Origin of the sequence: Kitasatospora sp. NBC_00039 (assembly GCF_045160625.1) — a bacterium.
GTDB lineage: Bacteria > Actinomycetota > Actinomycetes > Streptomycetales > Streptomycetaceae > Kitasatospora.
Window position 1 is genome coordinate 1,374,033 of the sequence record NZ_CP108289.1, and the last position, 25,238, is coordinate 1,399,270.

General features: G+C 73.2%; 1 protein-coding gene. It reads right to left on the reverse strand.

The annotated features are described in order from the left end of the window. Complete coding sequence (locus tag OG286_RS06395; protein ID WP_405364863.1) at positions 1 to 24,513, reverse strand: SDR family NAD(P)-dependent oxidoreductase; 24,513 nt, start codon at positions 24,511 to 24,513, stop codon at positions 1 to 3. Between the last annotated feature and the right edge of the window lie 725 nt (positions 24,514 to 25,238).

Sequence of the window (25,238 nt, forward strand, 5' to 3'; positions counted from 1 at the left end):
TCAGCGACCCCCGTTGTCCGTGGTGCGGCCGGCGTCGTCGAACGACCGGCGGATGTGCTCTGCGGCGGCTTCCATGCCGAGGGAGTCATTCAGGTAGCTGTCGAGGACGTCGTCGAGCAGCGCCCCAGGCAGGCCGGCCTCGGCCGCGCCGGTCGCACCCTCGGGACCGCCCGTCCCGGCGGCGTCCGTCCCGGGATCGCCCGTCCCGGCACCGTCGATCGGCTTCTCCCCGATCCAGTACCGCTCGCGGGCGAAGGGGTAGGTGGGAAGCGGGACGACCCGGGCCGTGCGCCCCGGGTGGAGGCTGCGCCAGTCGAGCTCGAAGCCGTTCACCCAGAGGTCGAGCACCTTCGCGAACTTCCCCTTGGCGATCCAGACTTCGAGGATCGCGCCCATGTCCTCGTCGGCGGTGAGCGCGGAGAGCGCGCGGTCGTGGCGCTTCACCCGGCCGCGGTGCAGCCCCTCGGTCCGCTCCGGGTGGTCGAGGAAGCCCTGGAGCCGCTCCCGCAGCTCGCCGAGCGAGCCGACGACCGTCCCCAGCCGCTCGGGCATGGCCTCGCGGCCGCGTTGCAGCGTGTGGGCGACGTCGGTGACGGACACCCCGCGCCGCTCCCCGGTCGGCAGCCAGCGCAGCAGGGCGGCGGCCTGCTCCCGCAGCCGGTCCTCGTCCTTGGCGGAGAGGACGACGACGGCGGGCCCGTCGGCCGGAGCGCCCGCGGCGGCCGGCGCCTTCGGGACGTACTCCTCGATCACCACATGGGCGTTGGCGCCACCCGCCCCGAAGGAGGAGACACCGGCGCGGCGCGGCACCTCGGCGGTGACGCCGTCCACGGTGAGGACCGGGCGCTTCCACTCCGCCTGGTCCCGCTGGACCACGAAGGGCGTGGAATCGAAGTCGATGTGCGGGTTCAGCTCCTCGGCGTGCAGGCTGGGGGCCAGCTCGCCGTGCTGCAGCTGGAGCACGACCTTGAGCACGCCCGCGATGCCCGCCGCGGCCTCGGCGTGGCCGATGTTGCTCTTGGCCGAGCCGATCGCGCAGTACCGGACGTCCCGGGTGTCGCCGGAGAACGCCCTGGTCAGGCCGTTGATCTCGATCGGGTCGCCGAGCGCAGTCCCGGTGCCGTGGGCCTCGACGTAGCTGATGGTGCGCGCGTCGACGCCGGCCCGGTCGAGCGCCTGGCGCACGACCTTGCCCTGCGCCACCGGGTTCGGCACGGTGTAGCCGTTGGTCGTCCCGCCGTGGTTGATGCCGGTGCCGCGGATGACGGCGTGGATGTGGTCACCGTCCCGCTCGGCGTCCTCCAGCCGCTTGAGCACGATCGCGCCGACGCCCTCGCCGGGGACGAAGCCGTTGCCGCCGAGCCCGAAGCTGCGGCACTTCTCCTCGTCCGAGAGCATCTGGAGGTTGCACAGGTTGAGGTAGCTGGACGGGTGCAGGTAGAGGTTCACGCCGCCGGTCACGGCCAGCTCGCAGTCGCCGCGGAGCAGGTGCTCGCACGCCTCGTGAAGTGCCGTCAGCGAGGACGAGCAGAGGGTGTCCACGGGCATGCTCGGGCCGTTCAGGTTCAGCTTGAACGAGACGCGGTTGGCCGCCGACCCGAAGGAGGTGTACGGGTAGGCCGTGTCGCCGCGGCGCCACCGCTCGGGCCCGTAGAGGTTGTGCCCGGCGCGCGTGATGCCCACGAAGACACCGACCCGGCCGTCGAACTCCTCCTCGATGCGTGCCCGCGTGTAGCCCGCGTCCTCGAAGGCCTTCCAGGTCTCCTGGAGGAAGAGCCGCTCCTGCGGGTCGATCTCCAGGGCCTCGTTGGGCGTCATCTCGAAGAACAGCGGGTCGAAGTCGGCGAATCCGTCGAGGAAGCCGCCCCACTTGCTGTAGCTCTTGCCCTCCGCGGCGGCCCTCTCCTTGTCGGGCTCGTAGAACCCGTCGAGGGGCCACCGGTCGGCGGGGATCTCGGTGACGGAGTTCCGGCCGGACCGCAGGTTCTCCCAGTACGCGTCCAGCGTCTCGGCCTGCGGGAACCGCGCGCTCATCCCGACGATGGCGATGTCACCGGTGCGGGCGGGCGTGGCGGCGGGTACGGGGCGCGACGGCTCGGCCGCCACCACCGGTGCCGTCCGGACCGCCTGCACCACCGGGGCGGCCGGGGCCTCCTGCGCAGGTTCGACGGTCGCCACGGCCGGGGCCGCCGGCATGGGGGCGGGCGCGAGGCCGACCGCCCGCTCCAGGGCCTCGTCCTGACGGCCGGCGAAGTGCTCGGTGAGCGCCTCGATCGTGCGGTACTCGAAGAAGAGCGTGCTGCTGACCTCCCCCAGGTCCTTCTTGAGGTTGTTGAGGAGCTGGAGGATGAGGATGGAGTCGATGCCGTAGGCGGACAGCGCCTCCCGGGCGTCGATGGACTCCGCCGGGATGAGCAGGGTGCGCGCGACCAGCTCCGTGAGGTAGGTCCGCATCGCGCCCTTGAACGCCGCCGGGTCGGCCTGCGCGGGCTGCGCCGCGACGGGCCGGGACGCAACCGGCTGGGGCGCAGGCTGCGCCACGGCGGGTGCCACGTCGGCGGGTGCCACCACCGGCGGCCGGCCGCCGTCGGCCTGGCGGATCACGCCGTCGCTGAAGGCGACGACGACCTGCTGGCCGAGCGGGTGCGCGTCCCGCGCCGGGAACTCGACGGCCGCGAAGCCCTCCCACTCCAGGACGGACTGCCACATCCGGGGCTCCAGCCCCGGGCCTCCGGCGTCCCGCAGCTCCGGGTCGTCGTACAGCCACCAGCCGTCCAGGAGCGCGAAGGTCAGCATGCCGAACACGGTGTAGCCGTCGATCTCGTTCACGACGACGGCGCCGCCGGGCCGCAGCAGGGCCTTGCTGTTGCGCAGCGACACACGGATGTCCTTGGTCGCGTGGAGCACGTTGGTCGCGATGACGAGGTCGTACCCGCCCTCCTCGAACCCCTGCTCCGCCACCGGGCGGGCGGCGTCGTAGAGCTCGCAGCGCAGGAACGGGTTCTCCGCTCCCCACTGCTGCCTGCCGTGGATGAGGAAGGCCCGGGAGAGGTCGGTGTAGCAGTACTCCCCGATGTGCTCCGCGTACGGGCGCAGCCGGCGCATGATCGTGGCGGTGGTGCCGCCGGTGCCGGCGCCGACCTCCAGGATGCGGAACTTCGCGCCCGGGTCCTCCGCCAGCCGGCGCTCGACCAGGGCGACGGTGCAGTCGCCGACGACGTCGTTGAAGTAGTCGGCGATCATGTTCCGCTTGTAGATGCCCTCGACGAGGTCCAGGGAGGATCCGGGGAAGATGACGTCGACCGCGGAGGTCTCCCCGGTGAGGATGGCGGTCAGCGCCCGGAGGGTCTTGTCCACCAGGTCCACCGAGGCGCGCAGCTCCGGGTCGGCGAGCCACGCCCGCTTGTTGCGCTCCCACTCGGCCGCGGTGGCGGCCGGGTCGAGCGGGCTCACGGCGCCGGCGCGGTAGCCGGCACCGGTCTCCACGAGCCAGCCCTGCCGCACGAAGAGTTCGAGGGTCTCCTGGAGCCAGCGGTCGTACTTGCCGGTGATCCCGTTGGCCCGCTGGAGGGCGGCCGCGTCGAAGGCTCCGCCGGCGAACCAGCCACGGCCGTGCAGCTCGCACCAGAGCAGCTTGGCCAGCAGCGCGTCCAGTTCCCGGAGCTTGTCCTTCGCCTGCGTCTCCACCGTCCGCAACGCGCCCTGGCGCGAGGGGAGTTCGGGAGTGATCGGGCCGGCCTGGGCGGCCACCGGGCTCAGCACCCGGACGGACTCGTGGTCCGCGTAGGCCTCGAACCGCTCCGGCTTGCGGGTGTTGACGTAGACCAGCTGGCCGAGCGGGGCGGCCAGCAGCCGCTCGACCGCGTCCATGGCGAGCTCCGGGTCGATGTCGCCCAGGCCCTCCTGCTGGTAGATCCGCTCCCGGACGTGCTGGGGGACGTCGAGCCCGCTCCCGACGGCGCCCCAGTAGCCCCAGTTGACGACCTTGACGGCGTAGCCGCGCCTGGCCGACAGGCGGTCGGCGAGGGCGTCCTCGAAGGCGTTGCCGGCCACGTAACTGCAGTAGCCCATGGTCTGGTTGATCGACGCGATCGAGGAGAAGTACAGCAGGAAGTCGAGGCCCTCGGCGTCGAACACCTCCGCCATCCGCACGCTGGCGTCGACCTTGGCGCTCAGGCCCCGGCGGAACTGCTCCTCGCTGGTGTTGGGCAGGCTCTGGTCCACCAGGCCGAAGACCGACTGGACCACTCCGTGGACGGTGCCGAACCGTTCCCTGACCTTCGCGTACGCGGCCCGCAGCGACTCCGCGTCGGCCGCGTCCGCCGGGACGTACCAGGGCGCGCGGCCCAGGGCCGCCAGCCGGTCGATCTTCTGCTGGATGGCGTCGTCCTTCTCCCGGCGGCCGATCCAGACCACCTGGGCGCCGAAGCGCCGGATGACGTCCTCGCTCCAGAGTTCGCCGATCCCGCCGGCCCCGCCGAGAACGACGTAGACGCCGCCCTCCTTGTACGGTGTCCGGGCCGGCGCGGGGAGCTCCACCCGGGCCAGGCTGCGGCGGAACCACTGCCCGCCCCGCAGCGCCCGCACCGTCCGCGCGGGAGCGCCGAGCAGGGCGGCCATGGGGGCCGGCTCGGTCGCGCCGAGGTCGAAGGACTTCACACCCCAGTCGGGCAGCTCCCTGGCCATCACGCCGGCCAGGCCGAGCACGGCCGCGTCGGCGGGGTGGACCGTCTCGCCCTGCAGCACGGACTGCGTCTGCCGGGTCACCACCGTCCAGCTCAGCTCCTCGCTGCCGTAGCCCAGTGCGAACAGGGCCTTGGTCAGGCGGAAGAACGTCACCACGCCGGCATCGGTGCGCCGCAGCAGCGCGGTGGCCTCGGCGCTGTCGTCGGCCGGCGAGATCCAGACGAGGTGCCGGACGGTGCCGACGCGCCGCAGCGCCGCGGTGAGCGCCTCGATGCTCTGCGTGTCGCCGGTGGTGAGGAAGTGCGGCGTGGCACAGAGGGCGGCGATGGCGGCGTGCTCCGCGGCATCTCCCCCGACGACCACGACGTTGCCGTCCAGGGCCGGGACGGTGCCCGGGCCGGCGGCCGCCTCGGGGGCGGGCTCGCGGACCCAGAGCGGCGCCAGCGACAGGTGGTCGGCGTCCTCCGGGCCGGCCGTGCGGGCGGCGGGCAGGGCCGCTGCGGGGGCGGCGACAACAGGGGCGGCGGGCAGGGCCGGACGCTGCGCCCGGGCCTCCTCGGGCAGCCAGTAGCGCTGCCGCAGGAAGGGGTAGGTCGGCAGCGGGACGCGCAGGTGCGCGCCGGTGGCGAAGAGCCGCGCGTACTCCAGCTCGTAGCCCTGGAGGTACAGGTCGCGCACGGCCTCCAGCTGCTCCGTCCGGGCCGTCCCGGCCGCGCCCTCGGCGCACTGGCGGATGCAGCTGTTGCCGAACTGCTCCAGGGAGGTCTGCGGGCGCGGCGCGTGGTCCGCGAGGTCGGCGACGCGCACGTGCTCCTCGCGGCCGTCCGCGAGCCACTCGCGCAGCCGCGCCACCAGGTCGGCGGTGTCCCTGGCGACGCAGGCCAGGCGGACCGGGCAGTGCCGCCGGCCCAGGAGCAGGGTCAGGGCGATGTCACCCAGCCCGACGCCCGGGTTGCCGTCCAGGTGGTCCAGCAACTGCGCTGCCTGGGTGCGCAGTTGGTCACGCGAGAGCGCGGAGAGCACCACCAGCTGGCCCGCGGCGGCCGACGCGGTGCGCGGCCGCTCGGGGGCCTCCTCGATCACCAGGTGCGCGTTGGTGCCGCTGAAGCCGAACGAGCTGAGCGCGGCCAGCCGCGGGCGGCCCGGCTCGGCCGTCCAGTCGCGGTGGACGGTGTTCACGTAGAACGGGCTGCCCCGGAAGGCGATGTGGGCGTTGCCCTGCTCGAAGTGGAGGGAGCGCGGCAGCTCGCGGTGGTGCATGGCGAGCAGGATCTTGGCGAGGCCGGCGACGCCGCTGGCCGGTGCCGCGTGCCCGATGTTGGTCTTCACCGAGCCGATCGCGCAGTACTCCTGCTTCTCGGTGTAGTGGCGGAACGCCCGGCTCAGCGCCTGGAACTCGATCGGGTCGCCGAGCTTGGTGCCGGTGCCGTGGGCCTCGACCAGCTGGATGCCGGCCGGGTCGATCCCGAAGGTGTCGTAGACCGTACGCTCCAGCCGCTCCTGCGACCTGGCGCTGGGCGCGGTGATCCCGTTGGAGGTACCGTCCTGGTTCAGGCCGGAGGCGCGCACCACCCCGTGGATGTGGTCGCCGTCGGCGAGGGCGTCCCGCAGGCGCTTGAGGACGACCATGCCGACGCCCTCGCCCGGGACGAAGCCGTCCGCCCGCTCGTCGAAGGTGTGGCACTGCCCGGTGTCGGAGAGCATGCCGGCCTTGTGGGCCGCCAGGTAGTAGTCGGGTGCGCACTGCACCGAGACCCCGCCGGCCAGCGCCAGCTCCACCTCACCGGCGCGCAGCGCCTGGCACGCGAGGTGGATGGCGACCAGCGAGCCGGAGCACGCCGTGTCGACGGCGATGGCGGGGCCCTGGAGGTCGAGGTAGTAGGAGATCCGCGCCGGGATGATCGCCTCGGCGTTGCCCCACATGGCCTGGGCCGGGGCGTCCTCGGCGGGCGCGGTCAGGTAGTCGCTGACCTGGGTGCCGATGTAGACCCCGCAGGCCCGGCCGCGGACCGCCTCACCGGCGTAGCCGGCGTCCTCCAGCGCCTTCCAGGACTCCTCCAGCGTGAGGCGCTGCTGCGGGTCCATGTAGGTGGCCTCGAGGCCGGATATCTGGAAGAACATCGGGTCGAAGAGGTCGATGTCGTCCATGAGCGAGGCGTACCGGGGGTGGCCGGCGCCGGGGGACACGCAGGTCGAGAGGTCCCAGCGGTCGATCTCGCCGACCAGACTGCGGCCCTCGGCGAGGTGCTGCCAGAGCTGGTGGACGTCCTTGGCGGTACCGAACCTGCCGCTCAGGCCGATGATCGCGATCGGCTCGGTGGACGGGTCCGCCGCAGCGGCGGGGGCGCCGGCCACGGGGGCTTCCGGCGCGGGGGCGGCGGTGACGGGGGCGACTGTGGCCGAGGGCACCGGCGCGGGAAGGACGGCGGTGGCGACGACCGGAGCCGGGGCGACGGCGGCGGGCACGACGGCGGCGACGGTCGCGGCGACCGGCGCGGGCTCCCCGACGAAGGCGGCGGCCGGCTCGTCGCGGTGATACTCCACCACGTAGCGCGCCAGCGCCCGCACCGAGCTGTGGTCGAACAGGTCGGTGGCCGCCAGCGTGATGCCGAGGGCGGTGTTCAGATCCTGCGTCAGCCCGACCCCGAGGATGGAGTCGACGCCGTAGTCGGCGAACGCGTCCTCCTCGGAGATCTCCCGGCGGTCCAGGCCGAGGGAGTGCTCGATCTGCGTGACGATCACCTCCCGGACGCGTGCCTCGGCAGCCGCGGCGTCGAAGGCACCGGCCTCCCGGGCCCCGGCCGGAACGGCCGGGATCACGGCCGGAACCACCGCCGGAGCTTCGGCCGTGGCGACGGCCGGGGCCACCAGCGCCCGTGCCTGCTCCGGGAAGGCGTCGGCGACGTAAGCCGCCAGCCGGCGCACCGAGCCGTGGTCGAAGAGGTCGGTGGTCACCAGCACGCCGCCCAGCACCTCGTTGAGGTCCTGGATCAGCTGCACCCCGAGGATGGAGTCCACGCCGTAGTCGGCGAACGCGTCCTCCTCGTGGATCTCGCTCGCGGCCAGCCCGAGGGAGGTCTGGATCCGGTCGACGATCGTGCGCTGCACCTGCGCCCGCACCTCGCCCGGCACGGCGGCGGTCACCGCGACCGGCACGGCGGCGGTCACCGCGGCGGCCACGGCCAGGTCGTCAGACCCGGCCACGAAGGCGGCCCCGGCCTGCGCGGCCGCGACGGCACCGGCCCGGGCCACGACGATCTGGTGCCCGGCGTCGTGCACCGCGGCGGCCGGGAAGGCGACGGGGCCGAACCCCTCCTCCTCCAGCACCGTCCGCCAGGTCGCGGGCGCCAGGCCGGGGCAGCCCTCGATCCGCAGCTCGGCGTCCTGGTAGAGCCACCAGCCGTCGAGCAGACCGAAGGTCAGGTGCAGGAACAGCGTGCGCGCGGCCATCTCGTTGAGCACGAGCTCGCCGTCGGCGCCCAGCAGCGCCCTGACGTGCCGGACGGCCGCCCGCACGTCGCGGGTGGCGTGCAGGACGTTGGTGGCGAGGACGATGTCGTAACCGCCCTCGGTCACGCCCTGCGCCGCGGGCTCGCGCTCCACGTCGAACAGGTCGAACCGCACGTACGGGTGCTCGGCGCCGAACTCCTTCTGCCCCTTGAGCAGGAAGTACCGGGAGAGGTCGGTGTAGCGGTACTCGGCGACGCCGTCGCGGTACGGGGCGAGCCGGCGCAGCACCTTCTCGCTGGTGCCGCCGGTGCCGGAGCCGATCTCGAAGATCCGCACCTTGCGGGCCGGGTCCCGGTCGAGCAGGGCCGCGACCCGGGCCGCCACCTCGTCCGCCATGATCTCGTTCAGGGCGTCGGCGCTGTCGCAGTGCCGGTAGACGCCCTCGACCAGCGCCATGGACGAGGCGGGGAAGATGACGTCGGTCGCGGGCCGGCGGCCGGTGAGGACCTCCGGGAACGCGCGCAGCGCCGGGTCCAGCAGGTTGACGTAGGCGCTGGCGCCGTTGCTCTCCCGGCACAGCGCCTCCCAGCGCCGCCACACGGCGTCACCGTCGGCCGGTGCCTTGGCGGTCGGCGTGTAGTGCCCGGCGCCGTGCCCGTCGTACGCCAGGTAGCCGTGGCCGGCCAGGATGCGCAGGCTCTCGTCGAGCCAGCGGTCGTAGCCGCCGCCCGGCTTCAGGGCGGACCGGAGCTCGGCGACGCTGCCGCCCGCCGCCTTCAGCCCCAGGGCCCGCAGCTGCGTGAAGAGGAGCTCGCAGAGCAGCTCGTCGTCGAAGCCCCGGGCGCTGCCGGAGTCGGCGAGGACGCGCTGCAGCCGGCGCTCGTCCGCGGTCCGCACCGCGCCGGCGGCACCGGCCGCACGGTGCCCGCCCCGCTTCGGGGTCGTGGTCTTCTCGACGGCGAGCTGGTCGAACGGGCCCGAGAGCAGCACGTCCAGGGCCGCCATGCCCTCGGCCGGCTCGATGGAGCCGATGCCGTCGAGCTCCATCCGCCGCTGGTAGGCGTCGGCGGCGACGACGCCGACGCTGCCCCAGTAGCCCCAGTTCATCACCTTCACGGTGGCGGGCCAGGTCTGCTGGAGGAGCCGGGCGAAGGCGTCCTTGAAGACGCAGCCGCAGACGTAGTTGCTCTGCCCGGCGGAGCGCTGGAAGGAGTTGAGCGAGGAGAAGAACAGCACGAAGTCCAGCGGCTCTCCGGCGAACACCTGGGCCATCCGGACGCTGACGTCCACCTTGGCCTGCACGGCGGCCCGGAACCGGTCCTCGGTCATCCGCGCCACGCTCTGGTCGAGCAGGGCGATGGCGGAGTGGACCACGCCGTTGATCTGCGGGAAGCGCGCCTTGACCCGGGCGACGGCGGCCGCGAGGGAGTCCCGGTCGGTGGCGTCGGCCTGGAGGTACCAGGGCGCGGGGCCGAGCCGGCCCAGCTCGGCGATCCGGGCCCGGATCGCCTCGTCCTCGGGGCGGCGGCCGATCCAGACCACCTGCGCCCGGTAGTCGCGCACCACGTGCTCGGTCCAGGCCGCCCCGAGGCCGCCGGCGCCGCCGATGACCACGTAGACGCCGCCGTGCTTGTACGCCGTGGCGTCCTCCCGGGCCGCCTCGTCGGCCGGCACGGGCACCAGGGCCTGGCGGTACCACTGCCCGCCGCGGTGCGCCCAGGTGGCGGCCACCGGTTCGGCCGGGAGGTCGAGCGCCTCGCGCAGGACGGACTCGCGCAGCTCCTCGACGTCGGCGAGGCGCACCCGCCACCGCGGGTTCTCCTTCGCCAGCGAGCCCAGCAGGCCGTGGACGCCGGCGTGGGTCGGGTCGACCTCGTCGGCGTCGTCGACGAACTGACTGCGGACGGTCACGGCGGTCCACTCCAGGGCCCGCTTCTCGTAACCGAGCGCCAGCAGCGCCTTGGCGAGCCGGAAGCCGGCGTACGCGCCCTCCTCCTGCCGCTCGACCAGGGCGTCGCTCTCCGGCCCCACCGGCGTGCCGCCGCCGGCCACCCAGACCACCTGGTCGTAGGCGGCGCCGCCGCGTGCCAGGCGGGCCCGCAGGCCCTCGACGGTGTCGCCGGCCCGCAGCAGCAGGACCTCGACGCCCTCGTGCCCGGTGAGGACCGAGCCCAGCGCGTCCGGCTGGTCGCCGACGAGCAGGATCCGGCCGCCGGGGCCGCGCTGCGCGGCCGGCGGGAACGGCGGCTCGGCCTGCTCCCAGCCCGGCTTGAGCAGCGTCAGCCGCCCCGCGGCCGGGGCCTCGGCGGGCACCGCCTGGGTGTCGCGCCTGACGGGACGGGTGCTGAACGCCCTGATCCGCACGCTCACGTTGCCCTGCGCGTCGCACAGGTCGATGTCGAGCTTGTCGCCGCCCTGCGCGGCCCGGCCCTGCGCCCCAACGCCCTGCGCGGCCGCCCGGCCGCTGCGCCGCAGCCAGGCCCACATGGTCGGCGCGCAGGGCCCGAGGATCTCCAACTCCTCCAGCGCGTACGGCAGGTGGGCGCCGTCGGTGGCGTCCAGCAGTCCGACCGAGGCCTGCAGCGCGGCGTCGAGCAGGCTGGGGTGCAGCACGAGGCGGTCGAGGCCGTGCTCCGCCTCCTGCGGCAGCGCCAGCTCGGCGAGCGCCTGCCCCTCACCGACGAGGATCCGCACCAGGCCCTGGAAGGCCGGCCCGTAGGCGATCCCCCTGCGCCGGTACGAGGCGTAGGCCTCGGCGGCGGCGATCTCGAAGGATCCGCACTCGGCCCGCAGCCGGGCCAGGTCCAGCGGGGCCGGGCGCGGGGTGTCGGCGACGACGATGCGGCCCTTGCTGTGCACGGCCGGCTGCGCGCCGGTGACCGGGGCGAGGATCCGGTAGCGCATGCCCGTGGCGTCCGGTTCGAGCTCGACCCGCACGTCCGACGGGGTGTCACCGACCGTGACCGGCCGCATCCAGACGACGTCCCGGATCGAGACGCCGCCGGTCCGCCCGCCCCCGTCCGCCCGGTCGGCGGCGTGGGCGGCCCGGGCCAGCTCCAGGTGGGCCACACCGGGAAGGACCTTCTCCCCGGCCACCACGTGGTCGCGCAGGAAGAACTCCCGGCCGGTGAGGGTCGTGCCGGCCGGCCGGCCGGGCTCGGCGGCGCGCAGCAGCGGGTGGCCGGGCGCGCCCGGCGCCTGCGGCGCGACGTCCTGCCACAGCTGCTTCCGGGCGAAGGGGTAGCCCGGCAGCGAGACCGGGGCCGGGCGGCGGCCGCCGAACAGCCGCAGCCATTCGAGGTCGTTCCCCTGGCAGTAGGCCTTGGCGGCGGCGCGCAGCGCGTCGGTGTGGAGCGCGGCGTCGTGGTGCAGCAGGGCCGCCTGCTCCAGCAGCCGGTTGCCGGCCTCGCGCACCTCCTCCTTCGGCGCGAAGCCCTTGGGCACCCGTGCGGTGAAGACGCCCGGCGCCTGTCCGTCCCGGCTCCACTGCCGCAGCAGGCGCACGGCCTCGGCGGCGTCGCGGGCCACCACGGCGCAGCGGTGCCGGAAGTGCGGCCGGCCGTCGAGCAGGGTCGCGCCGACCTCGCGCAGGCCCTGCGGGCGGGTGGCGTCCTCCAGGAAGCCGATCAGGTCGGCGACCCGCTGCCGCAGCGACTCCTCGGACTTGGCCGACAGGGCCAGGAGGTGGGCGGGCATCGTCGCGGCCTCGTCGTCGTTCTGCACCGGATAACTCTCCACAACCATGTGCGCGTTGGTCCCGCTCATCCCGAACGAGCTGACGGCCGCGAGGCGCCTGCGCCCGGGGCGCTCGGGCCAGGCCCGGTTCGCCTTGTTGACGAAGAACGGGCTGTCCTTCCAGGCGATGTACTCGCTCTCCTGCTCGCAGTGCAGGCTCGCCGGGATCGTCTCGTGGCGCATGGCCTGGACGAGCCCGATGAGGCTGACGAGGCCGGAGGCCGCGAGCGTGTGCCCGACGTTCGACTTGACCGAGGTCAGGGCGCAGTACTGCTGCTTGTCGGTGAACCCCTTGAAGGCGTCGTTGAGCGCGTTGATCTCGACCGGGTCCCCGAGCCGGGTGCCCGTCCCGTGCGCGACCACGTACTCGATGTCCGCCGGGTCGACCCCGTACTGCCGGTAGGTGGAGCGCAGCAGTTCGGTCTGGGCGTCCCCGTTGGGCGCGGTGATGCCGTTCGACCGGCCGTCGTAGTTGATTCCGCTGGCGCGGATGACGGCGTGGATCCGGTCCCCGTCGGCGACGGCCGCGGAGAGCTTCTTCAGGACGACGACGGCGACGGCCTCGCTGAGCACCATGCCGTTGGCACGCTTGTCGAAGGCGTGGCAGACGCCGTCCTCGGAGAGCATTCCGGCCTGCTGGGTGCCGGTCAGCAGCTGCGGGGTCGTGATCAGGCTGACCCCGGCGGCGATGGCGGTCTCGCACTCGCCGTTGCGGATGCTCGCACATGCCTGGTGAGCCGCCACGAGCCCGGAGGAGCAGGCCGTGTTGAGGGCCATCACCGGGCCGTTGAGGTCCAGGAAGTAGGAGAGCCGTGCGGCGAGGATACCGTCGTGGTTGGCGGTGATGCTGCCGCTGCCGCGGGCGAGGTCGCCGTAGTCGCCCTGCTCGACGCCCACGAACATGCCGACCCTGCGGGTGGCCGCCGGCTTCCAGCCCGCGTCCTCCAGCGCCCGCCACGACTCCTGGAGGAGCAGCCGCTGGCGCGGGTCGAGGCTCTGCGCCTCCTTGGGGGAGAGCTCGAAGAAGAGAGGGTCGAACTCGTCCGGCCCGGACAGCTGGCCGACCCGGAAGGCGCCGAACGGGCTGTCCTCGGGCTCGCCCCAGAGGGCGAGGCGCTCGCGGCCGACCGGGGTCACGGTGTCGCGGCCCTCGGCGAGGACGGACCAGAGCCGGTCGACGTCGTCGGCGCCGGGGAACCGGCCGCTCATGCCGATGACGGCGATGGCGTCGTCGTCCCCGCCCCGCCCGAACGGTGCCCGGGCGGCGGGCTCCGGCAGGGTGCCGGCCGTCCGCTGCCCGGCCGTGGCGGCCTCGACGGGGGCGATGGCCTCGGCCGCCCCGCCGGGGGCGCCGGCGGCGGGCCGGGCCGGGGCGGGCTCGGGTGCGGCCTGGTTCAGCGCCTCCCGGAACCAGTCGGGCTCGGCCACCTCGACGACGGGCGCGGCGTCGTCCGCGCCGCCGCCGTAGAACGCGGCGAGGACGTCCTTGTGCTCGGCCGCGTACCAGCCCCTGAGCTTGCGCAGCGTGGAGTGGCTGTAGAAGAGCGAGGGCGAGACCTCGACGCCGTAGTGCGCGCCGAGCCGGGCCGCCAGCTCGGCCAGGCTGACCGAGTCGAAGCCGTAGTCGGAGAGGTTGTCGTCCTCGTAGATCTTGTCGAGGGCGATGTTGACGGCCCCGCTGATGATCTCCCTGAGGTCCCGGTCCAGGCCCTCCTCGGGGCTCACCGCCGGCGCGGCGGGGACGGCCGGCCGGGCCGGGACGGCGGCCGGCTGCGGCTGCGGCTGGGTCAGGCCGAGGAAGCGGACCACCCGGCTCGGCCGGCCCACCAGGATCATGTGCTGGGAGGCGTCCTGGGCCAGCAGCTGCTCGAACAGCGCGATGCCGTCCCGCGTCTCCAGGAAGTCCTGGCCGCTCGACCGCAGCAGCATCGTGGTGGTGTCCTGGTCGAAGCCCATCCCTCCCTCGCGCCACAGCGGCCAGTTGACGACCACCGTGCGGCCGGAGAGCTGCCCGGCCCTCACCCGCGCGTCGCGGTGGGCGGCGTAGGCCATCTGGAAGCGGTTGCCGACCGCGTAGTCGCAGGTGCCGAAGTCACCGATGACGGCCGAGGTCGAGGAGAAGTAGCAGACGAAGTCGACGTCCTCGCCCGCCAGCGCCTCGTCCAGCGCCAGCGTGCCGCGGATCTTGGGCTCCAGGATCCCCTCGAAGGCGCTCAGGTCCTTCTGGAGGACGCTGCCCTCGCCCTGGACGCCGGCCGCGTGGACTACCCCGTTCAGCGCTCCGAAGCGCTCGCGGGCCTGCGCCACGACGCGCTTCATGTCCTGCGCGTCGGCCACGTCCGCCTGCACGTACACGGCCCGGGCCCCGGCCGCGGTCAGGCCGTCGAGCTTCTCCTGCCGCGCCGCGTCCAGTGCGGAACGGCCGGTCAGCACGAGGTTCGCCGCGTAGTTCTCGGCGAGGTGGCGGGCCACGATCATGCCGAGGCCGCCGGCCCCGCCCGTGACCAGGTAGGTGCCGCCGCGCCGCAGGGCGCCGGGGCGCTCGGCGAGGGCGACGGGCCGGACCCGGCTGACGAAGCGTCCGCCCGCGCGGTAGAGCGCGCTGACGGCCTTCTCCGTGCGCAGTTCGGCGAGCAGCCGCTCCGTCCACGCGGCCGCGGTGGCGGGCCGCTGCGGGTCGGCGGCGTCCTGGAGCACGGCCACGACGGACAGCTGCGGCATCACGAGGCCCAGCGAGCGCTCGAAGCCGAGGTTCGCCTCCAGCAGGGCGCGCTCGACGCCGTCGCGGTACTCCCCCGCGAGCACGAGGCGCCGCGCGGGGTGCTTGGCCGCGGCCACGGCCTGGAGGGTCAGGACGACGTCGCTGAAGTCCTCGAGGTCCGAACCGGGCTCCAGCGCCCGGAGGTCGACGACCGCGTCGATGCCGGGCCGGTTCGCCGCGAGGTCGCGGAACGCCTCCCGGTAGTCCTGGGGCTCACCGCGCCGGACGTCGTAGGAGTCCGGCGAGACCTTGCGGCAGGCGTCGCCGAGGCCGACGAAGGCGACCGGCAGGGCGGGGTCGAGCTCCCGCACCGCCCGGGCGATCTCGGCCTGGCGCTCCGCGCCGGTGCAGAGGAAGACGATCCCGCCGACCTTGCGCGCCGCCGCCCCGTCCAGGGCCTGCGGCTCCCAGCCCTCCACGAAGGCGAGCGGCCTGGTCCGCTCCCCGGACACGGGGACCGGGGCGGCGACGGTCGACGCCGCGACGGCCGGCGCGAGGGCAACCGGCACGACGGCGGCCGGCTCAGCCGCGACCGGCCCGGCCGGTGCCCGGCCGAGCGACAGCGGCCTGGGCGCGTCCAGCCAGTGCCGCTCCTGCGCGAACGGGTACGTCGGCAGCGGGATGCGGCGCACCTCGGCGCCTCGGGCGAGGGCGTCCCAGTCGAGGGCCAGGCCCTTGACCCAGAGCTCGGCCAGCTTCTCGCCCCGGCCCCGCTCCAGCCACCGCGCCACCACCTCCTGCATCTCCTCGTCGGCCTCCAGGAGGGCGACGGTGTCCTTGTGCTGCCGCACGCCGGCGTGGAAGACGTCCTCGACGTCCTGCCCGCCGTCCAGGAAGGCCCGGAGCTTCTCGCGCAGCGCGTCGTGGCCGTCGACCACCAGGGCGAGCCGCTCCTCCATGGCCTCCCGGCCGACCTGGAGCGTGTACGCGATGTCCGGCAGAGCGGCGTCGCGGCCCTGCTCCGACAGCCACGTCAGGAGCGCCCGGGCCTTCTCCCGCAGGCGGTCGCCGTCCTTGGCGGACAGCGCGATGATCTGCGGCTGCGCGGTGCGCCCGGTGCGCGGCTCCTCCGCGGGGACGTACTCCTCGATGATCACGTGGGCGATGGCGCCGTGGGCACCGAAGGAGGAGACGCCGGCGATCCTGGGCAGCTCGCGCGTCACGCCGTCGACCGTCCGCGTGGGGCGGGTCCACGGCTCCAGCTCCTGCTGGACGTAGAACGGCGTGTTCGCGAAGTCGATGTAGGGGTTCAGCTTCTCGGAGTGCAGGGACGGCGCGAGCATCCCGTGCCGCATCTGCAGCAGCACCTTGGTGACGGCGACGACGCCGGCCGCGCCCTCCAGGTGGCCGATGTTCGACTTGACCGACCCGATCGGGCAGTACTGCTTCTTCGCGGTGTGCTTGCGGAAAGCCCGGGTCAGACCGGTGATCTCGATCGGGTCGCCGAGCGAGGTGCCCGTCCCGTGGCCCTCGATGTAGCTGATGTCCTCCGCCGAGAGGCCGGCGTCGGCCAGGGCAGCCGTGACCATCTCCGCCTGGGCCAGCGGGTTGGGCACCGTCATCCCGTTGGTCTTGCCGCCGTGGACGGTGGCGACGCCGCGGATCACGCCGTGGATGTGGTCGCCGTCGGCGACGGCCTGGTCGAGCGGCTTGAGCAGGACGCAGCCCACGCCCTCGCCGGGCACGTAGCCGGTGCCGCCGTCACCGAAGGAGCGGCAGCGCCCGTCCTTGGCGAAGAAGTTCATCTGGCTGAGCGACACGTACTTGTTGGGGTGCAGCGAGAGGTTGGCCCCGCCGGCGAACGCCAGCGAGGCGGTGCCGTTGCGGATGCTCTCGACGGCCATGGCGATCGCGTAGAGCGAGGACGAGCAGGCGGTGTCGACGGTCAGGCTCTGCCCGTGCAGGTTGAAGAAGTAGGAGACGGCGTTGGAGGCCGCGGCGCGGTCGGAGAGGACCACCTCCTGGCCGCTGAGCAGCTGGTACTCGTTCCACATCATGCCGAGGTAGACGCCGACCTTGCGCGCCTTGCCGGGGCTCAGGGTCTTGCGCGTGTACCCGGCGTCCTCCATCGCCTCCCAGGCGGACTGGAGGAACAGCCGGCTCTGCGGGTCGGTCAGCGCGGCCTGGTTCGGCGACATGTTGAAGAACAGGGCGTCGAAGTTCTCGGCGCCGTCGATGAACCCGCCCCACTTGCTGCTGCTCTTGCCGGGCGTCTTCTCGGCGGCGTAGTGCTCGTCCTTGTCCCAGCGGTGCGGCGGGATCTCCTCGATGCAGTCCTCGCCGCGCTCCAGGACCTTCCAGAACTCGTCGAGGTCCCAGGCCTTCGGGTAGCGGCCGCTGACGCCGATGATCGCCACGTCGCGCGACCGTCCGGCAGCCTGCGGGCGCTCCTGCACGGCCGGCGCGGCGGTGGCCGCCGGGGTGACGGAGACGGCCGGAGCCGGCTGGGTCCGGAGCGGCTGAGCGGGGGCGGCCGGCGCCGCGGCGGCGGACTCCCCGAGGCCCAGCAGCTCGCGCAGCCGCTCCGCCTGGTTCTCCGAGAAGTACCCCGCCAACTCGTCGATCGTCCGGTACTCGAAGAACAACGTCCCCGGGATCGACTCGAAGTCCTTCCCCAGAAGCCGCATCAACTCCATGATCTGGATCGACTCGATCCCGTACTCACCCAACTCCGCAGCAGCGTCGATCCGCCCCTTCGGAATCCGGAACACCTGCGACAACCGGTCCTTCAGATACTCGACCGTCCGCCCCAGCAACTCCTCCGAACCACCACCCGCAACCACCACCGGCTCCGGCACGGCCGGCACCGGCTGCGCGGAGACCACCGGTGCGGACGGCGCCGCGGCCGCGGACTCCCCGAGGCCCAGCAGCTCGCGCAGCCGCTCCGCCTGGTTCTCCGAGAAGTACCCCGCCAACTCGTCGATCGTCCGGTACTCGAAGAACAACGTCCCCGGGATCGACTCGAAGTCCTTCCCCAGAAGCCGCATCAACTCCATGATCTGGATCGACTCGATCCCGTACTCACCCAACTCCGCAGCAGCGTCGATCCGCCCCTTCGGAATCCGGAACACCTGCGACAACCGGTCCTTCAGATACTCGACCGTCCGCCCCAGCAACTCCTCCGAACCACCACCCGCAACCACCACCGGCTCCGCGGCCACGGGGGCGGAGACGGTCACGCGTGCCCCGACCGACGGGCGGACCGTCGCGGCGGGCACCGCGGCCCGCGGCACCGGGGCCTTCCGGGCGGCCTTGACGCGGTCCGCGCCGGCCACCCGCAGCACCTTCTCGATCTTCGCCCGCTCGCCCTTGGTCACCACGACCTGGGTCTCGCCGGAGACGAGGATCGTCAGCAGCGCCCGGATGCCCTCGGCCGTCCTGAGGCCGCGCATGCCCGAGTAGTCGTAGTACAGGGTCTTGGCGGTGCCGTCCTGCTCGATGTCGCCGAGCATCCCGCCCTCGTCCCAGTACGGCCAGTTGATCGAGATGCTCCGGCCGTGGCGCAGGCCCTCGGCCCGCAGCGCCTCCCGCTGGTGGGCGTAGGCGTCGAGGAACCGGTTGGCGGCGGCGTAGCTGCCCTGCCCGAAGTCGCCGACGTAGGCGGCGATGGACGAGAAGAGGACGAAGAAGTCCAGCGGGTCCTGCTGCGTCAGCTCGTCCAGGTGGACGGTGCCGTGCAGCTTCGGCGCCAGGACGGCGTCGAACTCGGCCTGCCCGGCCTCCATGACGCCGGCGCTGCCGACGAGTCCGGCGCTGTGGAAGACGCCGTCCAGCGTGCCGAAGCGCTCGCGTGCCGTGGCGAGTGCCCGGCCGACGTCGTCGCGGTCGGCCACGTCGCAGGCGAGGTAGAGGACCTCGGCTCCGGCCGCCTCCAGGGCGGCGAGCTTCTCGCGCCGCTCGGCGTCGGGCTGCCGGCGGCCGAGCAGGACGAGCCTGGCCCGGCACTGCTGGGCGAGGTAGCCGGCGAGGTGCAGCCCGAGCGCTCCGGCGCCGCCGCTGATCAGGTAGACGCCGCCCTCCTTCAGCGGCAGCGCCGAGGCCGCGGGCCGGCCACCGCCGTTCCACGGCTGGAGGACCCGCTCGGAGCGGGTGCCGTCGGCGTGCCGGATCTCGTGCCCGCCGCGCGCGGTGGGGCCCTCCGCCAGGCGCAGTTCCCGCAGCACGCCGTCGGCGACGGCCAAGGCGCCTGCGGTCGCGTCGGGCTGGAGGCTGTTCATCCGGAAGAGGTGGTTGACGGGCGTCATTGCGCGCGCGAACCCGGAGAGCGCCTCCGCGGCCGCACGGGCCGGTCCCTGCTCGCCGGGCAGGACGGCCAGGTACCGGATCTCGTGCTCGATGCCGACCTGCTGCACGGCCCGGAAGAGGTGGCGCAGGCTCTCCAGCCCGAGGGTGAGCCCGGACCGGCCGGGCGTCAGCGCCCAGAGGTCGGCGATCGCGTGCGGCAGCTGCCCGCGCTCGTCGAGGGTGCGCAGCAGCCGGTCGAAGTCGGCGCCGCTGCGGCGGTCGACGGTGAAGACGCCCGGGGACGGCTCCGCGAAGGCCGGCCCGGCCGTCACCCGGAGGACGCGGCCGGGGTGCGTGTCCGCGAGCCGCGCCGGGCGCGCCTCGTCGTCGTCGAGGACGAGCAGTACGTGCTCCGCGCCGGCGGAGTCCGGCTCCTGCCCGGTGCTCTCGCCGGTGCCCTCCGTCCAGCGCGGGACGTAGAGGTGCAGTTCCTCGTCCTTCCTGGCCGCGAACTCCTTGAAGACGAGCCCGGTGGCCCGCACGCACTCGGCGCCGTTCTCGTCGCAGATCGCGAGGTTGACGCTGACCGCGCCGTCGCGGGCGATCCGGTGGATCGTGGCGTGGCAGTAGGAGACGCTCGGGATGGGGGCGAAGACGACGAGCTCTTCGAGGCTGAACGGGATTCTCAGCACGCCGTCCTGCTCGCCGATGCCCCGCAGGGTGTTGAGCGCGGCGTCGAAGAGCGAGGGGTGCATGGTGAACTCGGGGAACTCGCCCGCCAGGCCGTCCCCGAGCACGATCCGGGCCAGGGCCTCGGTCTCGCCGCAGTGGAGCGTCTCGATGGCCTGGAAGGTCTCGCCGTAGCCGAAGCCCAGCTCCCGGAAGCTCGCGAAGATCTCCGCGTTCTCCTGGCGGCCGGTGCAGCGCCCCAGGATGCCGGGGATGTCGATGCTGCCCCGCACCCGCGAGGGCTGTTCCGCGGCGTAGTTGGCCCGGCCCTGGGAGAAGACGGTCCGCCTGCCGTCGCTCTCGCTGTAGATGAGGTACTCGAGCGAGTCCTGCTTGAGCGGGCTGAGCTCGATGTTGACCGTCCGGGAGTCGTCCTCCATGACGATCGGGTGACCCCAGATGATGTCCTGGAGCGTCACGGCCTCGGAGCCGCTGGAGAGCCGGGCCGCCGTGTACGCCATCTCCATGTGGGCGACGCCCGGGAGCAGGATCTTGCCGTCCACGACGTGGTCCCGCAGGAAGAACTCGTCCTTCGACAGCTGCTTGCCGAACCGCTGTGCGTGGAGCGTGGATTCGTTGCCGTCCAGCAGCGGGTGCAGGCGCGGGCGGGGCCCCGGGCCGGCCGCCGGCAGGGCGCGGCGCGACCCGGCCGCCGCGGCCTCGGCCCAGTAGGTCTCGCGTGCGAAGGGGTAGCCGGGCAGCGAGGCGCGCAGCGGCGGCCGGTCGCCGAACAGCCGCTCCCAGTCGAGCTCGTAGCCCTGGGTGTAGAGGTCGGCCAGGGCGCGGACGGCGTCCTGGTACCGGCCACGGTCCGCGGCCGCGCCGGCGGCGCGCGCCACCAGCTCGTTGCCGTACTCGGTGAGGGCGACCTGCGGCTGGAAGTCCCGGCCGGCCACCCCGCGGAACAGCTGGGGGGCCTTCTTGCCGTCGAGGAACTGCTGGAGCAGCTGCTCGGCCTCCCCCCGGGTGGCGGCGACCAGTGCGCAGCGGTGCGCGAAGTGGTGCCGGCCGCCGAGCAGGGTGGCGCTGATCCGGTCGAGGCCGGTCTCGCCGGCCCCGTCGTTCTGCAGGAAGGCCAGCAGCTCCGCGGCCCTGGTCCGCAGTGCCTCGTCGGTCTTCGCGGAGAGCACGAGCAGCTGGGACGGCCGGTCACCGGCGCCGGAACGGACCGGCTCGGCGCCGTGACTCTCCACCACGACATGGGCGTTGGTGCCGCTGATGCCGAAGGAGCTGACCGCGCCCATCCGCTTGCGGCCCGGCTCGTCCTTCCAGGGCCGCGCCTCGCGGTTGACGTAGAACGGGCTGTGGGCCCAGTCGATGTAGTCGCTCTCCTGCTCGCAGTGCAGGCTGGCGGGCAGCGTCTCGTGCCGCAGGGCCTGCACCAGGCCGATCAGGCTGACCACGCCGGAGGCCGCCAGGGTGTGCCCGACGTTGGTCTTGACCGAGGTCAGGGCGCAGTACTGCTTCTTGTCGGTGTGGCGGCCGAAGACGCCGGCGAGTGCGTTGACCTCGATGGGGTCGCCGAGCCGGGTGCCGGTGCCGTGCGCGACCACGTGGTCGATGCCGGCCGGGTCGATGCCGAACCGGTCGTAGACGGTGCTCAGCAGGGCGGCCTGCGACGGCTGGCTCGGCGCGGTGATGCCGTTGGTGCGGCCGTCGTAGTTGACGCCGCTGGCCCGGATGACGGCGTGGATCCGGTCGCCGTCGGCGACCGCCTTCGACAGCGGCTTCAGCACGACGACGGCGACGGCCTCGGCCATCACCAGGCCGTTGGCGCGCCGGTCGAAGGCGTAGCAGACGCCGTCCTCCGACAGCATGCCGGCCTGGGTGGCGTGCTCGAAGAACCTGGAGGTCGACAGGAGGTTGACGCCGGCCGCGACCGCGGTGTCGCACTCGCCGCTGCGCAGGCTCAGGCAGGCCTGGTGCACGGCCGCCAGGCCCGCCGAGCAGGCGGTGTTGATGCTGAGCACCGGGCCCGAGAAGTTCAGGAAGTAGCCGAGGCGGGCGGCCAGGATGCCGTCGTGGCCCGAGGTGAGCGTCTCCTCGTCACCGGTCAGGCGCTGGTAGTCGCCCTGTTCGGCGCCGACGAACATGCCCATGGTGTTGTCGCGGAGCTGCTTCGCCCCGTACCCGGCGTCCTCCAGTGCCCGCCAGGACTCCTGCAGCAGCAGGCGCTGCCGCGGGTCCATGGTCTCGGCCTCCTTGGGGGAGATCTCGAAGAACAGCGGGTCGAACTCGGCCGCGCCGGGCAGCCATCCGGCCCTGACGCCGGTCACGTCGAGGGGGCCGCACCAGCTCTCCACCCGGTCGGCGGGTATCCGCCCGATCGCCTCCCGGCCCTCGGCGAGGAGGTTCCAGAACTCGTCGACGGTCCGGGCCTGGGGGAAGCGTCCGCTCATCCCGATGACGGCGATGGCGTCGTCGGCGGCGGCCGTACCGGTCGGCGCGGGGGCCGGGGCGGCTTCGGCCCGGGGCGCCGCCGGCTCGGCCGCGGCGGGGGCGGCTTCCCCGGCCACCCCGTAGGTACGCCGCACCGCGTCCCGGTGGTCCCGGACGAGGTGGTCCCGGACCATCTCCAGCGTGAAGTAGGTGTAGAAGAGCTCGGGCGTGACGTCGATCCCGAAGTGCCCGCTCAGCCGCAGGGCCAGCTGCGTGTTGCCGACCGAGTCGAACCCGAGGTCGGTCAGCCGGTCCTTCGGGTGGATCTCGTCGGCCGCGAGCTTCAGGACCTGGCCCGCGATGCTGCGGAGATCCGCCTCGACACTCTCTTCGACGCCCAAACCTGCCCACTCCCCGCGGCGCGCGTTCCCGGCCGCATCCGATGCTGGTTCTTTGTTCCCGGCTTCCTGGTGCCCGGCTTCTTCGTGTGCGGTTTCCCCGTGCCCGGCCTCTGCGTGCCCGGCCGGGGCCGACGCCGGAGCGCCGTCGGCGGCGTCGGCGGCGTCGGCGGCGTCCGGGGTGATCCAGAAGCACCGCCGGTCGAACGCGTACGTCGGCAGGCGGAGCCTTCGCGCCCCGACGGCCGGGAAGAGCTCCGCCCAGGAGCGGTCGGCGCCCTCGCTGAAGGCCTCGGCCAGGGCCAGGAGTTGTTGCGTGTACTCGTCGGCGGGGAGGTCCGCGCCGAGGTGGAACGTGTCCGGGACGTCCGGACGGGGTGCTGCGGACCGCTCTCCCCCGGCCGGGGCCGGCTGCCCGGCGGAGCCCCGGTCGTGGAAGCAGTTCCGGGCCCGGCCGGCCTCCAGCAGGCGCTTCAGCTTCACCCGCAGTTCGTCGGCGCTGCGTACGACCAGCGCCGTCCGGCGGTCGAGGTGCTCGCGCCCGAGGAGCAGCGTGGCGCTGAGGTCCGTCAGGTCGGTGCCGGGCCACTCCTGGTCGAGCCAGTCGGACAGGTCGCGGATCCGCTGCTCCAGCGCCGTCGTGGTCCGGGCCGAGAGGCAGATCAGGTAGCCGGGGCGGGGCTGCCGGGCGGCGGCGGGGCGCGGCGGCGCCTCCTCCAGCACGATGTGCGCGTTGGTGCCGCCGAAGCCGAAGGAGCTCACGCCGCAGCGGCGCGGAAGGGGCTCGCCGGTCTCCGAGAGCAGCGGCTTCCAGGGGCGCAGGGATTCCACGATGTGGAACGGCGTGCCTTCCAGCTCGATACGCGGGTTCAGACTCCGGAAGTTGTTCAGGCCCGGCAGCTGCCGGTGCTCCAGCGCCAGCAGGGCCTTGATGAACCCCGCGACCCCCGCGGCGGCCTCCAGGTGGCCGATGTTCGGCTTCACCGAGCCCAGGCCGCAGTGGTTCGAGCCGGACTCCGGCTCCGCCTTCCGGCCCGCCTCCGCCTTCTCGCCCGCCTGCCCGTCCGCGCCCTCCTGCGCACCGTCGCCGCGCGCCGCCCGGAACCCCTTCACCAGGCCCTGGATCTCGACCGGGTCGCCGGTCGGCGTCCCCGTCCCGTGCGCCTCGACGTAGCCGATGGTGTCCGGGGAGATCCCCGCCCGGCGGATCGCGTCCGCGATGACCTGCGCCTGCGCCTCGTCGTTGGGGTAGGTCAGGGTGCGGGTGCGGCCGCTGTGGTTGGCGGCGCTGCCCTTGATGACGCCGTGGACGGTGTCGCCGTCGCGGACGGCGTCGGCCAGGGGCTTGAGCAGGACGAGCCCCGCGCCCTCCCCGCGCACGTAGCCGTCGGCCCGTTCGTCGAAGGTCTTGCAGGAGCCGGTCGGGGAGAGCATGCCGGTCTTGGAGAAGGAGACGTTCCGGCCCGGGGTCAGCACGAGGTTGATCCCGCCGGCGAGCGCGACGCCGCACTCGCCCTGGTTCAGCGACCGGACGGCCAGGTGCAGCGCGTGCAGGGAGGCGGACGACGCCGTGTCGACGGCCACGCTCGGCCCGCGGAGGTCGAAGAAGTGGGAGATGCGGTTGGCGATGACCGCACCCGCGGTTCCGGTGGAGTGGTGCGCCGCCACCTCGCGGAGCTCCCGCTCCTGGAGTTCCTTGTAGTCCAGATTGTAGGAACCGAGGAAGACCCCGACATCGGTTCCGGAGAGTGCGTCGGGCCGGACGGCGGCGTCCTCGATACACGACCAGGCGAGTTCCAGCATGATTCGCTGTTGCGGGTCCATGCTCTCCGCCTCCAGCGGGGAGAGATGGAAGAACGCCGCGTCGAAGGCGTCCACGCCGGTGAGGAAGCCGCCCCATTTGCTGATGCCCGTACGCGCCCGACCCGCGCCGGGATCGCCGTCCGGAGAAGCGTATTTCCTCCAGTCCCAACGGCTTTGAGGGACTTCGCCGATGTGCGAGCGACCGTGTTTCAGGTTGTCCCAGAACTGGCGGTAGTTCTCCGCCCCGGGAAACCGGCACGCTATGCCGATGACAGCAACGTCGTTCTTCTGCATGGGAAGACCCCTCTTGACATCCCCGGTGCCCCGGCCGTAACGGACTGCTCCCATGGCTGTGCCACGGCAGCGGGCGTGCCTCGGCGTCGAGCGTCGAATTGCACGTGCCGGAGCCGGAACTCCGGACGGGCATCAACAGGCACACCGGACCGGCGTCATTGCCGGCATCCACCGACCGGTGTCTGGTCCTCGCCTGACCACGGCTTTTCGACGCGACACAACCCGACTCGCCCTTGGACGGCGATCAGCCGGATTGCGTGTCGCTTCGTGTTTTGATGCGCTCCCAACCGCGGCGGTCCTCTTTCGCGCAGTCCTCGACCTGCGCCTGCCGAATGCCCCCGAGATGTGTGGCATTCCGTCCGCCGGCAGCCCGGGACAGGTCGGCACGGGCGGGGGTATTCCATGATGTCCGTCGAGTCAAGGCCCTGAGGTGACCGCTTCCGGCCATGCAGGGACCTCCCCTCTTGTCGACACCCATGGACATGCCCTTCGCGGAACAGAATCCTGCAAGATCTAACCGATCGTCAAGTAAACGATTGGTGAACTGTGCTGACGAGGGGTGGACAGCGAGCGACGGAATCAGTCCGCGGGGCCGCCCTCGACCCTCCGCCGACTTCCCTTCCGTGCGCCCGATCCACGCGGTCCCCCCGCCGCCCGATCACCCGTGGGCCGGCCCGCGAAAATCCCGGCACCGACCGGTTCGGGACCCATTCGGACCGCTGATTTCGGGCGCAGGTGATGCGGTATCAGCCAGATACTCGGGCAACACCCGCTCCCGG

What these genes read in the sequence shown, in the direction of transcription:
- OG286_RS06395 (WP_405364863.1), bottom strand. Translation starts at nt 24,513, where the DNA reads ATGGGAGCAGTCCGTTACGGCCGGGGCACCGGGGATGTCAAGAGGGGT.